General features: G+C 39.9%; 14 protein-coding genes and 1 riboswitch. Of the genes, 8 read left to right on the plus strand and 6 right to left on the minus strand.

The window, feature by feature from the left end; all coding sequences use genetic code 11:
- Window positions 1–5: 5 nt before the first annotated feature.
- On the minus strand, window positions 6–1,151 hold the full coding sequence (locus tag AC0L4E_RS18425; RefSeq protein WP_473680890.1) for an efflux RND transporter periplasmic adaptor subunit: 1,146 nt from the start codon (window positions 1,149–1,151) through the stop codon (window positions 6–8).
- Window positions 1,152–1,529: 378 nt separating this feature from the next.
- A complete protein-coding gene (locus tag AC0L4E_RS18430) occupies window positions 1,530–2,621 on the minus strand; it encodes an MBL fold metallo-hydrolase (protein WP_473680892.1) in 1,092 nt (363 codons plus the stop codon).
- 105 nt (window positions 2,622–2,726) lie between these two features.
- On the opposite strand from AC0L4E_RS18430, the gene AC0L4E_RS18435 reads away from it, so the two are divergent.
- A complete protein-coding gene (locus AC0L4E_RS18435; protein ID WP_473680894.1) occupies window positions 2,727–3,356 on the plus strand; it encodes a TetR/AcrR family transcriptional regulator in 630 nt (209 codons plus the stop codon).
- Between the two features lie 11 nt (window positions 3,357–3,367).
- On the opposite strand, the gene AC0L4E_RS18440 is transcribed toward AC0L4E_RS18435, so the two are convergent.
- Both AC0L4E_RS18440 and AC0L4E_RS18445 read right to left on the minus strand, forming a co-directional pair.
- Window positions 3,368–4,057 carry a DNA-3-methyladenine glycosylase I gene (locus AC0L4E_RS18440; RefSeq protein ID WP_473680896.1) on the minus strand — a complete coding sequence of 230 codons (690 nt, stop codon included), beginning with the start codon at window positions 4,055–4,057 and terminating at the stop codon, window positions 3,368–3,370.
- Window positions 4,058–4,102: 45 nt separating this feature from the next.
- Complete coding sequence (locus AC0L4E_RS18445) at window positions 4,103–4,657, minus strand: thioesterase family protein (protein ID WP_473680898.1); 555 nt, start codon at window positions 4,655–4,657, stop codon at window positions 4,103–4,105.
- A 236-nt stretch (window positions 4,658–4,893) separates the two neighbouring features.
- A riboswitch (FMN riboswitch) is annotated at window positions 4,894–5,069 on the plus strand.
- Between the two features lie 93 nt (window positions 5,070–5,162).
- On the opposite strand from AC0L4E_RS18445, the gene ribB reads away from it, so the two are divergent.
- Window positions 5,163–5,819 (plus strand): 3,4-dihydroxy-2-butanone-4-phosphate synthase, encoded by a 657-nt coding sequence (gene ribB / locus AC0L4E_RS18450; RefSeq protein WP_473680900.1) that lies wholly within the window; start codon window positions 5,163–5,165, stop codon window positions 5,817–5,819.
- 85 nt (window positions 5,820–5,904) lie between these two features.
- Here ribB and AC0L4E_RS18455 read toward each other — a convergent pair whose 3' ends face one another.
- Together AC0L4E_RS18455 and prlC are read right to left on the minus strand one after the other, a co-directional pair.
- Entirely contained in the window at window positions 5,905–6,576 is a 672-nt protein-coding gene (locus AC0L4E_RS18455; RefSeq protein ID WP_473680902.1) for a PilZ domain-containing protein, read from the minus strand.
- 204 nt (window positions 6,577–6,780) lie between these two features.
- Entirely contained in the window at window positions 6,781–8,835 is a 2,055-nt protein-coding gene (gene prlC, locus AC0L4E_RS18460; protein WP_473680904.1) for an oligopeptidase A, read from the minus strand.
- 346 nt (window positions 8,836–9,181) lie between these two features.
- On the opposite strand from prlC, the gene AC0L4E_RS18465 reads away from it, so the two are divergent.
- From AC0L4E_RS18465 to AC0L4E_RS18490, 6 genes are all read left to right on the plus strand, one after another.
- Window positions 9,182–9,907: a hypothetical protein gene (locus tag AC0L4E_RS18465; protein WP_473680906.1), complete on the plus strand. Its 726-nt coding sequence runs from the start codon at window positions 9,182–9,184 to the stop codon at window positions 9,905–9,907.
- 129 nt (window positions 9,908–10,036) lie between these two features.
- On the plus strand, window positions 10,037–10,612 hold the full coding sequence (locus tag AC0L4E_RS18470) for a hypothetical protein (RefSeq protein ID WP_473680908.1): 576 nt from the start codon (window positions 10,037–10,039) through the stop codon (window positions 10,610–10,612).
- A gap of 194 nt (window positions 10,613–10,806) precedes the next feature.
- Window positions 10,807–12,165, plus strand: a complete 1,359-nt coding sequence (gorA, locus tag AC0L4E_RS18475; RefSeq protein ID WP_473680910.1) for a glutathione-disulfide reductase — start codon at window positions 10,807–10,809, stop codon at window positions 12,163–12,165.
- Between the two features lie 99 nt (window positions 12,166–12,264).
- On the plus strand, window positions 12,265–12,561 hold the full coding sequence (locus AC0L4E_RS18480; protein ID WP_473680912.1) for a hypothetical protein: 297 nt from the start codon (window positions 12,265–12,267) through the stop codon (window positions 12,559–12,561).
- A gap of 317 nt (window positions 12,562–12,878) precedes the next feature.
- Window positions 12,879–13,481 (plus strand): tyrosine-type recombinase/integrase, encoded by a 603-nt coding sequence (locus AC0L4E_RS18485; RefSeq protein ID WP_473681748.1) that lies wholly within the window; start codon window positions 12,879–12,881, stop codon window positions 13,479–13,481.
- Window positions 13,478–15,193, plus strand: coding sequence for a hypothetical protein (locus AC0L4E_RS18490; RefSeq protein WP_473680914.1), 1,716 nt, complete (start codon window positions 13,478–13,480; stop codon window positions 15,191–15,193). The genes AC0L4E_RS18485 and AC0L4E_RS18490 overlap by 4 nt, the downstream gene beginning before the upstream one ends.
- The last annotated feature ends 5 nt before the right edge of the window (window positions 15,194–15,198 follow it).

A 15,198-nucleotide genomic window follows, 5' to 3' on the forward strand; every position in this document is an offset into this window, starting at 1 on the left:
TTACCCTATTTAGTTGCTGGAGTTGCAGATAAAACTTGTGGTGCCACAACTGCGCCATGACGAATTTTTTGTAAGCCTTCGACAATTAACTTATCGCCAGCTTCTAGACCATCCGTAATACGCCATTGATGATTTATCACTTCAGCAGTCGTCACTATTCGTGACTCAGCTTTGTTTTCAGCACCAACAACCATAGCTACCGCTTGGCCTTTGGTATTACGTGTAATCGCTTTTTGAGGTACCAAAATCGCTTTTGGATCTTGACCCGCATTTAAAATCGCGCGTACATACATACCAGGTAGTAACACCCCATCAGGATTAGGGAATTCAGCACGTAAAGTCACAGAGCCAGTGGCTTCATCAACACTCACCTCAGCAAACTGCAATGTACCAGCTTGTTCATAAATAGTGCCGTCTTCAAGAACCAACTTAACTTCAGCATTGTCGCTTTGTTGTAGTTTGCCGTCTCTCAGTTTTGCCTTTAAACGCAATAACTGTGCACTTGACTGAGCAATATCAACATTGATTGGATCAAGCTGTTGAATTTTAGCTAATGTTGCTGCTTGGTTTGCTGTAACCAATGCACCAGGAGTCACACTTGATTTACCGATACGGCCAGAGATTGGCGCTTTCACTTCGGTGTACTCAAGATTAATATTGGCAGTATTAATCGCTGCTTTTGCAACAGTAACGTTAGCAATCGCTTCTTTGTATGCCGCATCCGCTTCATCAAAATCTTGCTTACTAATTGCGTTGGTTTGAACTAGAGCTGAGTAGCGGTCTGCTGTTGCTTTTGCCGATGCTAAAGAAGCATTCGCACTTGCTAAGTCAGCTTCAGCACTAATAAGCGCTGCAGTGTAGGTTGCTGAATCAATTTGATATAGCGATTGACCCGCTTCAACATCCTTACCTTCAACAAAACCACGGTTAGTGATAATACCTGATACCTGCGGACGTACTTCTGCTTCTAAATATGCGCGGCTACGACCAGGTAACTCAACTTGAATAGCTTGAGGTTGCTCAGTCACACTCAACACTCCTACAGGAACGGGAGGCGCTTTTTGCTGGGTTTGGCCTTGATCGGCTTTACCACAAGCGGTAATCCATAAAGCCGCAGTGATAACTGAGGCTATTTTCAGTGCTTTGTGCATGACTGTTCTTACTCCTAATGACATCATCAATAACCTTACGCTCCACTGCGTAAATAGTTACTAAATAGCGATATTCCTACGTTTCAATTTACTTACTTTTTGATGGGCACTGTTATCGCACACCCGTGTAAACTCAACAACCATTTAAAATATTATAAATTGTAAACAAATAATAAGCTTAGCCCCTTTGTTTCAGGGTTGTTAATGAGTTTGTGCCAACAAAAAACACAATCTATATATGTTACAGATACGTTGCGCTGTGGCGGGTTATAAAAGCAACAATATACAACATAACGTTAAAAAATATGCATATGAAATAGTATTTTATTTGGTTTAGTTTAGGTTAAACCAGATATTTTTCTATTTTCTATGAAAAACTTACTGTGATTGTAAGATCCACTCATGACCAGGCAGCATTTCTCGCCACCATCTTTGTGTTTTCTTCGGTGAAGCAACATTCACTGCATCACCAAAAACGGGGGTAATAACAGACACATTAGCCTGCTCACCCAATTGCACAATCCGCTCTAGCGGCTCAAACCAATCATGTAGTGACAGATCAAAAGTACCATTATGAATAGGCATCATGGCGGTTTGATGAAAGTTCTCACCATTTAAATCTTTATGCGCTTGCAGACTTTGTTCAGGCATCATATGGATCTCACTCCACAATTCATTATAGGCACCCGTTTCGATCATGGTGATATCAAATGGCCCGTAACGATCTCCAATTTCTTTAAAACCAGAAAAATAACCACCGTCACCACTAAAAAACAACTTACTATTTTCACCTTGGATGACCCAGCTCGCCCACAGACTGGTATCACGATCGAATAAGCCGCGACCCGAAAAATGCTGTGCAGGTGTTGCCACAAGTGTTAACCCATCCAAACTAAACTCGTTCCACCATGCTAGTTGCGTCACTTTACTTGGTTCAATACCCCACTCAATTAAATAATCACCCACCTTTTCAGGCGTAACAAAGTGCTGAACTTTATCTTGCAGCGCAATGACAGCTGCTTTATCAAGATGATCGTAATGGTCATGACTAATAATGACCGTCTTAATCGGAGGTAATTGTTCAATGTTTATTGGAGATTGATGAAAACGCTTTGGTCCGGCCCACTGAACAGGTGATGCTCTTTGGCTAAATACTGGATCTAAAAGAATATATTCGCCATCAAGACGAAGAAGTAACGTAGAGTGACCTAAACGGAAAATTTCATCTTGGTTAGAAAAGCTCAAGCTTGTCGCTGTCATTGGCTTAACTGGCACTTCAACTTCAGGTATTGGATGCAGTCTTTTGGTGGTTATATGGCTTTTAGCAATATTCCAAATATCACTTAAACCTGATTGATATTTGATATCTGTATTCTCATATTTTTCCGCTTCTGCTTTATTGGTCGTAAAAAGTGTTTTTATTGAAAAAGCCATCACCAATACCCCTACTAACATCAAAATGTATTTCATTATAAAACCCAAAAGTAAACTGCACGGTGCAGTTTAATAAAATATGATTGAAAAGTAAACTGCCCAGTGTAGAATGTCCTAAGATTTATATTGAGAACAAAATTGATGCCTACTGAAAAAATGACTTTAAGCCAAAAGAAACGTGCAGCGATTATTCATGCAGCCAAAGTGACTTTCACAGAGTTTGGTGTCGCGGCTACCAGCATGGACAAACTTGCTGAAGTCGCCGAAGTGTCAAAACGCACGGTTTACAATCACTTTGAAACTAAAGAAGCGATTGTCATGACCTTAATGGCAGACTTATGGGACCGTTCTTTTAAGCATAATGTTGCAGAGTATCAAAGCGATAGACCGTTACTTGAGCAGCTATCTGAAGTGGTATTTAAAGAAGTCAGTTTTATCAGTAGTCAGGAGTACATTGAGCTAACGCGTATGGCTATTGGTCACTTCTTCTATACGCCTGAGTCAATGAATAAAGAATTTCAGCGAGTCAAAAAACAAGAAAGTGCCACTATGCGTTGGATAAGGGCAGCCGCAGCAGACAAAAAGCTCGCGCTTACTGACGAAGAACTTGCCTTACAGCAAATACACAGCCTCATTAAAGGCAGCTGTTTTTGGCCCCAAGTCATGCAGTTTTCAGAAAGACTAAACCACGAAGAACAACAAAACATTGCAAATGAAGTCGCAAAAATGTTTTTGTGCCGCTATCAAGTCACACCGAGTGAATCACACTAACTATCTGACAATTAAACGCGATTATCACCGACACTAAGGGAAATGATTCGGCTAATGTGAGCGAGACTTAAGCCAGACTCTTGCTGCCAATGATTAAATGCAGCTTGGGATTGGCGTAAAGCGGTTTGTGAGGTAAAGCCTGCATCAACCACCTTGGTGGCTTTCAAATATGATTGAACGTCGTTAGTAAGCAAAAAAGTATCTTTACCTATGGTACGCAAAAAGTAAGGCCCTGTATTACCGCCTAAACGACTGCCTTTCTTTTTCAAAACTTGCCACAGTTGGGTAATCTCTTCTTCGGGCCAATTAGCGATAAACTCTGCGAAACTGCCATGTTCAGCAGCGAGTTGTTGAACCATATAGGCATTATCAACAATAGATTGGGTTTTCTTTTGATGGCGGATTAGGCTGGCGTCTGTGGCACGGGCTTGAATTTGGTCTGGCGACAGCATTAATACTTTGAAAGGTTCAAAATTAAAAAAAGCTTCTTCATAGGCAGGCCACTTATTCTCAACAACCCGCCATACAAAGCCACTTTGAAACACTTGCTTGCTCATCGCCGATAATAATTGCGCATCAGCATATTGACCAATTTCGTCAGCCTCTAATGATTGCGGCATTAATAAACCTAACGCTTTAGCGCCGCCTTTTCGCTCTGCAGCACGGTCAAAAATATCGCTAAATGTCTCTAATGTCGCCACAGTGGTTACCTACTCAATGTATTTTACGTTTGGGTATAATAACGTTTACGAAGCTAAACTCAATTTAGGTGCAAGATTTTGCTCTTTCTTAACCTGTAGAAACTCTTTCCATTTCACTATTTCAGGTGGCATCTCTGGCACAGGGCCAAAGTAGTCAGCAGCTTCAACGAGCTGTTTAATCGGAACTTGCTTACCGCGGCAAATAAACACCCCACGAATGTGCATGATGCAATGCAAGCCTCTAGCAGTGACAAAACGTTGTTCGATATAAAAGTATTTTTCGTCCCAACCTACTATGCGGGTTTCAATCTCAAATTTTTCCATCGGCTTAATATCACGGAAGAAAGTGAATTCAGACGCGTTAACGATAGGTAGCCATTTAAGTTTAAGGAGTTTTTTCATCAAACCCATTTCAGCAATCATATGGGTACGAGCAAGATCCATAAATGCAGGGTAACGTGAATTGGTTAAATGCATATTGATATCACAATCAAGTGGCCATGCACGGTAACTAATTCGGCTGGTATCTAAAAAGCCAATTTTTTTAGCCTGACGGTTACGCCAAAACAGTAACCACATTAGACGGAAATATAAATTCATATACTACTACTCCTTTTGAGCGCATCAGGCTATCAGAGGTCATACCAGCTATCAAGTCCACTCACTAAATTAACAAATCATTAAATAGAACAACTTATACGAAAATATGCGCTGTAGAGTTCAGCTATTCACTTGGAGTTAAAAATTATCTCCTCTGTGAGCGTTAGCACTTTTTTAAACGAGCGTTTTGGCTTACCATGGCGGCTCTGTTCACACATTGGGTGTGAGCAGGTTATTTTAATTCTCAGGGCGGGGCGAAATTCCCCACCGGCGGTGATGTTAACTTACCTTTATGTAATCTTAACTAAGCCCGCGAGCGCTCGATTCGTCGAGGTCAGCAGATTTGGTGATGTAGATGTAATGTCTACTATTCCAGAGCCGACGGTTAAAGTCCGGATGAGAGAGAATAGAAATACGCCAGTGAGCATATTGCTTGCTGGTGTATTTCGGTTGGCGTAAAAACCCTCTTTAAAGCCCTGATTCTGGTATTTTTTAGGAGTTAACCATGAATCAGCTATCACTACTTTCGCCATTTGGCGATCCTATCGAACGTGTTGAAAAAGCCTTATCAGCCTTGCGCGAAGGTAACGGCGTATTATTGCTCGACGATGAAGATCGTGAAAATGAAGGCGATATTATTTATTCAGCAGAACATCTTACTAGCAAGCAAATGGCATTAATGATCCGTGAATGCAGCGGTATTGTGTGCTTATGCTTAACGGATGATCAAGCCAACAAGCTTGAACTACCGCCAATGGTGCAAGATAACAATAGCGCCAATCAAACTGCGTTTACTGTGTCTATTGAAGCTAAAGAAGGCGTGACCACGGGTGTTTCAGCTCAAGACCGTGTAACCACGGTAAAAACAGCTACTGCAGCCAATGCTAAAGCGAGTGATCTTGCAAGACCAGGACATGTATTTCCACTTCGCGCACGCGCTGGTGGTGTTATGTCCCGCCGAGGTCACACCGAAGGCACGGTAGATTTAATGCAAATGGCGGGTTTACAACCTGCAGGCGTTTTATGTGAAGTGACCAACGAAGACGGCACTATGGCAAAAGCCCCTGAAATCGTCGCTTTTGGCCTTAAACACAATATGCCAGTACTGACCATTGAAGACATGGTGATGTACCGCCAACAATATGATTTAAAGTTAGCGTAAGCATATAAATAGCTAATATCACGACCCAAAAAAAGCGACTGAATAAGTCGCTTTTAATTCTTTTTATACCTGCACAATTAAGCCATTAAAGATCAATATACAGTTGGTTCAGCAAGGTTTTAATCTGCACGTCATCTTCTTCGAACTTAATACCAACGTTTACCTTACCGTCTTCATAGCGGCTGTTGCATACCTTAGCTGGGATACTGATCCCTTCGTTATTAGGGTTGCGGATCATCACAATAATGTCTTTCTGACTCACTTTTAAATTCGGGTTGTCCGTTTTAAATACGAAGCCACAACCTTTTGATGATATATCAGAAATAATGCCTTTTAGCTGAGTACCATGGCTAGCGTCATTTTCATCTTTAGCTTGAATGGCTGCAGGTAGGTGAGTGACGTAACGTTGATGGGTACGTAATTGACGGTTTTCGATTTGTTTTGGGTATGACAGAAAGATAAATTTTTCTGGAATTTTAGTGATATTACGAATTGTTGACTTAAAGGCATAACACTCGCCTTGTTGACCTTCTAACAAGTAACGCACCACTACACCATTACCTTCAACAAACACGTCTTTATAGTTGTTCATTTGCTGCGGCGCAGGATGTTTTAAAATAATATACTTGCCCAGTTCATAACCCACCAATGTCGCTTTGGTTCTAAACTTAACTGGAAAATCAATTTGTATATCCACCGATCTACCCGGTGTTAATGTAAAGAACACTTGTTCTTCTGGAGATGGTTGCTCGTTCAAAATACGAATCCGTTCAAATTATGCTATCGATAACATAGTAATGTAACTTTAATGATTTAATAAGTTTATCTTACAAAACAATCAATCCTGACAAGATGAAAACAAAAAAAGACACCCCTAAAGTTACTATTTATAACCTAGAGTGTCTTTAAATTTTATTATTTTACTGATTAAAAGCAACTACTTATTAATCTTCATTTGAACTTAGGCATTAATACCTGAGTGACGTAATAGTGCGTCGGTATTCGGCTCACGCCCCATAAAACGAACAAATAAAGTCATAGGCTCTTCACTGCCACCCATCTCTAGGATGTTATTCAAGAAGCTTTCACCCGTTTCAGGGTTAAAAATACCTTCCTCTTCAAAGCGTGAAAATGCATCAGCAGATAATACTTCAGCCCATTTATAGCTGTAATAACCTGCAGCATAGCCACCAGCAAAAATATGCGCAAAACCATGCTGAAAACGATTAAACGCAGGTGGTACATTCACAGCAACTTGTCCACGTACTTCATCAAGAATACCTTGAATATCTGCGCCTTTTTCGGCGTCAAATTCATGGTGCATTCTGAAATCGAACAATGAGAACTCAAGCTGACGTAACATCATCATGCCTGATTGGAAGTTCTTTGCAGCCAGCATTTTATCAAGCAATGCTTTTGGTAATGGCTCACCTGTTTCAAAATGACCTGAGATTTCAGCTAATGCCTCTTCTTGCCAGCACCAGTTTTCCATAAACTGACTTGGTAACTCCACTGCATCCCAAGGCACACCATTGATACCTGCCACACCGCCAACATCGATTTGAGTTAGCATATGGTGAATACCATGACCAAATTCATGGAATAAAGTGGTTACTTCATCGTGAGTAAATAATGCAGGTTTGCCATCGACTGGACCATTAAAGTTACACGTTAAGTAAGCAACAGGTTTTTGCAGCCCTGAACTTGTTACACGGCGGCCGCGACAGTCATCCATCCAAGCACCACCACGTTTACCGCTGCGGGCATACAAATCAAGATAGAAACTACCACGATGAACTTTTTCAGCATCATAAATGTGGAAGAAACGCACATCATCATGCCATTTATCAAAGTCTTGCTGTTCTTCTATGCTTAAGCCAAATAGACGTGACACGGTATAGAACAAGCCCGATAACACCTTGTCTTCAGGGAAATATGGACGCAATAATTCTTGTGAGACTTCATATTTATGCTGCTGTAATTTTTCAGCATAAAAACTCAAATCCCAAGATGCCATTTCAGTAACATCAAAGTGCTCTTTAGCAAACGCTTTAAGCTCAGCAAGCTCAGATTTACCTTGCTCTTTTGAGCGAAGTGCAAGCTCATTGAGGAAAGATAGTACTTGGCTAGAATCGTTGGCCATTTTGGTGGCCAGTGATTTATCGGCATAGCTATCAAAGCCCAATAACAGTGCCAGCTCATGACGTAACGCTAAAATTTCATCCATATTGGCACTGTTATCAAACTCGCCAGCATTTGGGCCTTGATCCGATGCACGAGTCACGAACGCGCGATAACACTCTTCGCGTAATTCACGGTTTTCGCTGTAAGTCATCACAGGTAAGTAAGATGGGAAATCTAAAGTAAATAACCAACCTTCAAGCTCTTTCGCTTCAGCCATGGCTTTTGCCGCAGCAACTGCTGACTCTGGTAGTCCAGTTAACTGTGATTCGTCAGTAATCAACTTCGTCCATGCTTGCGTAGCATCAAGCAATTGATTTGAAAAACTGCTGGTCAGTTCTGATAAACGCTTTACGATTTCACCGTAACGCACTTTTTGTTCATCATTTAAGCCAATACCTGATAATTCAAAGTCACGTAAGCTTTGAGTCAGTAAGGTTTGCTGCGCTGTAGAAAGCTGCTCGAAATCTGCTGATTCTTGAATAGATTTATAAGCTTGATAAAGGCCTTGGTGTTGACCCACAAAAGTGCCATATTCAGATAATAAAGGTAGGCATGCATCATGAGCTTCACGCCATTCGTCAGTACTGGTGACTGAGTTCATGTGCGAGACCGGAGACCAAATCTTACTTAGCTGATCATCCACTTCTTCTAATGGCTCAATTAAATTTTCCCATGAGTATGTGCTGTTATCTGCTAACACTTCATCAATTTTGCTGCGACATTGAGCAATGGCATGTTCAACAGCAGGTTGAATATGTTCCGCTTTAATTTTCGAAAACTGCGGTAACTCGCTTTGCTCTAATAAAGGATTATCTAGCAATGTGTTGCTCATAGGTGATTCCTCGGGAAATAGGGTAATAATTGCCTGTAGTTTATTAATAAGGGCTCGAGTTGATGAATTCAAGTCTACAGCTTGATTGAAAGCCTCTAATTAACGGCTCAAATCCAGTAAGTTTCTACTCTGCTATAACTTGAGATCCTCCATCTACAGAGATAATTCAAATCACTACCTTAAAATAACCTTAAAAAACGTGAACCGCTGCACAAACTAATTTACGTAGCCTTTACACTTTAATTATTGACAAGCTGATCGCAAATCTAACTCGTTCTCATTCTTAATAATTCCGAATCATGTATTCTTACCGCATCTTTATTTCACCGATGAGAACATCACTGATATGAAAACATATTTGAACCCTTTACTTTTATCATTGATCAGCTTTTCAGCAATGCTATCTAACCAAGTTCATGCCGAAGATATTGAATTTGGAGTCGATTTAGGCTGGGATTCAAAATACATATCAGAAGGCCGAAATAACTTAGCTGACGGCGGTGTTTACCTTGGCGGAGCTTCTGTCACGAGTGGCGACTTAACGACTTATGCCGCAGTGGTAAGAGGCGATTCAGAACACTATACCGAATGGAATTTTGGTTTAGAGTACGCTTTACACCTACATGAAGATTTAGAAACCGTAGTGGGTTACCAACGACTTGAGTTTTATGGCGACGAACGTGGGCACGACAATGAGTTTTTTGCTGAAGTAGCATATACAGGTGTGGATTGGTTAATCCCATCAGTTGCTTACACCTATGCTACTGAAGCGGGTGGATATTTTATCGAGGTCAGCCTGCACAGTCCTTGGCAATTAACCGAACAATTCTCTGTCACCCCATATATCACCCAAGGATTTGATTTCCAGTACGCTACCGAAGAACATAATGGCGCTAACCATTTTCAAATGGGGGTTGAAGCCAGTTATGCCCTCACCAGTAATATTGCTATCAGTGCTCACTTTAGCCATGTTATAGCCATGGATGACATTAAAAAAGAAGCTAAAGCGGAAGGCTACACTGGCAGTTTAGATGAAAGCTATGGTGGTATTCACTTAAGCTGGAGTTTTTAAGCTCACTTTTAATACCTCATAACAATCAACTCGATTGCAGTCACTTCTGGCAAACATCTGTATTCACTTCTAAGCTAAGTGAGCCGTATCAAATCATGATACTGGCTCACTACAAGCAAAGGAATGCTTATGAAACAGATTCAGGGACTTTTCCGTCTATTCAACGGTAAACTTGCCAACAAGTTTAACGACGACCAACTCACACCTTTAATCATTGTGATATTAGCCTTGCCACTCACTAGTTCCACTCAAGCTAACGACCTAAGCCAACTGACTCAATCAAGTAAAACTGAAAGTAATCGCACACAGCAATCCACTAAAAAACCACAACCTTCACTCGCTATTGGCAGCGTACTTGATAACCAAGGCAACCCTATCACTTTGCCAATTCCGCAAAGTGCTCTCGAATACTCTGCAGATGAAATGCAGCTAGATAGATCTGCATCAGCGCAGCTGTCATCACGCAAACGGTCACCTCATTCATCACCTGCAGCCAAATCCAATACTAAAACGGCGGTCGCCAACGATCCAAGTTGTCGCTGGTTAGCCAGTCGAATGACCTATTTGAAGCGTCACATCAAACAGCAGCAAGCTGAATATCATCAAACCGAGTTAAGTCACAGACAAAAAGAATGGGACTGTATGAACTGTGCAACCTCAGGACCCACTCAAGCACAACATTCAAGCTGCCAATATAAACGTTAGCGTCAATTTCATCTTACAACCTCTCAAACCGTTGCAATAAATTACAATTTAATACGGTCTTTGAAACTAGCTTGTGATGGCATTCCACCCTACAATGGCTGCAATAAAATCATTCGAACTCAAAAAGACACTTATTAAAGTCAGGCTGTAATTAATTGATAGCTTGGCAGAAGTAATAAATAGAGAGGGTTAACATGGCTCAACATTATGACTATATCTGCCTAGGTGCAGGCAGTGGTGGTATCGCATCTGGTAATCGTGCAGCAATGCGCGGTGCAAAAGTTTTGGTTATTGAAGCAAAACATGTTGGCGGAACATGCGTAAACGTCGGCTGTGTACCGAAAAAAGTCATGTGGTATGGCGCTCATGTAGCTGAAGCAATGCATTTATTTGCCAAAGATTATGGCTTTGACGTGACCGTAAATAACTTCAACTGGAACACCCTAGTTGATAACCGTGAAGCCTATATCGGTCGTATCCATGATGCTTACGGACGTGGTTTTGCCAGCAATAATGTTACCTTGCTTAACGGTTACGGTAAGTTTGTCGACGGTAGAACCATTGAAGTCGATGGCGAGCATTACACTGCTGATCATATCCTTATCGCCACTGGCGGCGCGCCAACGATTCCGAATATTCCAGGTGCTGAATACGGTATCGATTCTGACGGTTTCTTTGCCCTACGTGAGCAACCTAAACGTGTTGCTGTAGTTGGCGCGGGTTATATTGCTGTTGAACTTGCAGGTGTATTACATGCTTTAGGCAGCGAAACCCATTTATTAGTTCGCAAACATGCGCCGCTACGTAATTTTGACCCAATTTTGACTGACACTTTAGTTGAAGCAATGGACATCAATGGGCCAACACTGCATACCCATAGCATTCCAAAAGCTGTGGTAAAAAATGCTGATGACAGCCTCACGCTAGAGCTTGAAAACGGTGAAAGCATCACTGTCGACAGCTTAATTTGGGCAATTGGCCGTTCACCATCAACTGGCAATATCGGTATTGAGAACACTGATGTAAAACTGAATGACAAAGGCTATGTTGTTACTGACGAGCAGCAAAATACTACTGCAAAAGGTATTTACTGTGTTGGTGATATTATGGAAGGCGGCGTAGAGCTGACTCCTGTTGCTGTTAAAGCAGGTCGTTTATTATCAGAGCGTCTATTTGGCAATATGCCAAATGCGAAAATGGACTACAGCGTTATTCCAACCGTAGTATTCAGTCATCCACCAATTGGCACTATGGGCTTAACTGAACCAGAAGCCATTGAACAATACGGCGAAGATAATATTACAGTGTACAAATCAGGGTTTACCTCTATGTATACTGCGATTACTGCACACCGTGAAGCATGCAAAATGAAGTTGATTTGCGCAGGCGAAAACGAAGTGGTTGTAGGTATTCACGGTATTGGCTTTGGTATGGATGAAATCCTGCAAGGTTTTGGTGTTGCTATGAAGATGGGCGCAACCAAAGCAGACTTTGATGCAGTTGTAGCTATTCATCCAACAGGCGCAGAAGAGTTTGTTACCATGACACGTTAATGTAGAAAAGATACACATACATTATTTCAACTCTGGAACTTCTTCCAAAGCCAACTATACTTTTACAGGTTTAGTTGGCTTTTTTAGAGGTAAAGAAAAATGGCTACTCTTTTCAAATCTTCTGATGTTTATGTCAATTGGGATAAAGATGAAACAATGGAGTCGCATAACTTAGGAAGTTTACCTACCCTTTACGGACAAGACGGTAGATTTATCCATTCAGTCAACGCTTGGTTCTTTGATTTAATTGCTACACAAAAACTTAAAAACCTCAGTTCGTATTCTAGAGCCCTGTTGCTATATTGGTCATTTTTAGAAGAAAACTCATTGTGTTGGGATAAAATCCCCCCATTAAAAGGCTTAAACCTACATATTTATTTAAATATTATTTATTAACTGAAATTGAAAATGGAAGAGTTTCACACTCGACAGCTAATCATTACTTAAAACATGTAGTTCAATTCTATATTTGGGCTATTGAAGAGTCAGAAATCAGCATACCTAACGAGAAGTCAGCTCCATTTTCTATTGAATTTGTCACAGTAAAAAAGTCAGATAGACTTGCCTATTTAAAGCCTAAATTTATTGTTCAATCTTCAGACCTTAGAATACGTGTTCCTAAAAATCCTGAGAATAACCTTAACCCTTTAACAAAAGATTCGTTAATTGCATTTACTTCCAAATTAAATGATCAATCTATTGAATTTCAGTTAATTTGCTTCTTAGCAGTCTTAAGTGGATTACGAATAACAGAAGCATGTTCCTTTACATTAGAGGCACTAAATAGTGCATTCCCAACTTCTGATAATAAAAGTAGATTTGCCTTAGTATTAGGGCCTTCAACAGGTGTTAAAACTAAATTTAACAAACAAAGAAAAATTGAAATTTCTGCACTTTTGTTATCTAGATTGAGAAGCTACTCAATAAGTGAAAGGCGTTTAAAAAAAGTTAACAAGTTAAAAGTGAAAAGCAAATTCGAACCACTATTCATTAGCCAATATGGTAACCCGATAAAAAAAGATACATTAAGTTCTCGCTGGTCGGAATTTAGGAAAGAAATAAAGAGTATACCATTCGACTTTAATTATACTTTTCATGACTTAAGGTGTTCTTATGCCACGTATCGCCTTAATGATTTACTTAATGCTGGACTACCTATTAGTGAAGCTCTTGACTGCCTTATGTCTTGGATGGGCCACAACCAAATAAGTACAGTTATGAAATATATAAAATACTTAAAGCAAAAATCAGCTATTGAAAACAAGTTTGCCTTACTGGATCAGATAATGCACGAGGCAATAGAGGGAGCAAAATGAAGTCAAGTGACACAAGTAATATTTGGCTACCAAATTTATGTCAAGCACAGAGAGATGGTGCTAACACTATTCATTACCTCGATTTCAACAGAATAAGGTTTTTGGGAATTCCAACAACTCAGGAAATTAAAAGCTTTCGAGTGACTCAATACGCTCAACGAGATCAATTAGCACTTGAGTTTAAACAAACACTGATGATGCTTAGCAAAGAAAGATCTACAGCTACAATTTCCAATTACTTTTCAAGATTTACTTCTTACTTAAAGTGGTGTGACTCTAACGTCCTCCCTCCTATTGAGCTAGAAACAATCAAAACTTACTGTGATTATATTTATAACCGTTACCGAGCTGGTAATATCAAGAGTGGAAGTTACATCACAAAAATATCATCATTAAGAATCATCTTATCAAATTTAGAGCTAAATAATGCTTCTGCGAACTGGCTTGATAGTGCAATTATTTTAGCTAGGAATGATTCTTCACCTTATGAGGCATATTCTAATTCTGACTTAAAAAAAATGTTACCTCTTCTAAGAGCGTTTTTTAAACAAACAGCGAAGCAATTCATGATTTCACCTGAAAAATATATGAAAGCTTCTAAAACGACTTCACCAATGACTTTTGAATGGCAAGGTACATCCACTCCAGTTTACCTAGCCGTAAACAAAATGATGATTTCAGCTACATTTCTGTTGGCTTATTACACGTATTCAAATGCTACTCAACTATTTAACCTCAAGCGGCCTAAAAACGTTGGGGTTGATAAAGAAAGTTGGTATGTCATGCCAGCTTTTAAGAGAAGAGCATTTAAAGTCATTACTATTGAAATAGGCTCACATCACATTGATATACCTAAATATTGTATAGATTTTTTTGAAACACTTCTTGAGGTTTCAAAATTAGTAGATAGCTCTAGTGATGCTCTTTTAGTTCAAACATGCTGGGAAGGTAAGAAAGCGCCCATGAACAACGCATTTTTACGAGATTTTAATAGCATTTTTATCAGAAAGTATTTCCCAATGACTGATGCGGCAGGAAGAGAGCTTAGGCTAAACGTCTCTAGGTTTAGGGCTACAGGAAGCCAAATATCACAATGTAATAGTAATGAGATAGAAACTGCTCTTTTGTTAAATAATACTCCTAACATCATTAGAAAAAATTATTCCGAAGGGAACAGATTTGAAAATACTAAAATGATGCAAGAGGCTTTATTAATCAGGGAAGAACAAGCTAAAAGTAGCTCAACTATAAAGCAGGCTAAAGAGACTCTTTGTATAAAGGTTCTTACTTATGAAGAGTTAATAAATAACTTTTCCTCCCAAGTAAAACAATCAGCACATGGCGCCTACTGCTCTAGTCCATTCGGCGAGCAATCTAAGAAATTTAACAAGAAAGTCAATTCACATAATTTAGATGAACCTGGTTTAGCATGCGCAAATCTACTGGCATGCTTTGGGTGTCAACATCAGGTAATAGTTCAATCGATTGAAGACATTTGGTGTCTTTTATCATTTAAAGATTGCCTTGAAGAGTCACTATACTTTCATTTGAACAAAAAGCACTTTAACCAAAATTTTTCAAAAACATTGGAGTACATTAATCAAGTTATTCTTCCAAAAATAAAACAAAGATTACTTAATAAGGCTGAAGCTAAATTAGAGAAAACGGGCCGACACCCGCTTTGGCTTAATCCCGATTTGTTACCTAGGTAAGTAAA

It is taken from the genome of Shewanella sp. GJ50-10 (assembly GCF_055808815.1).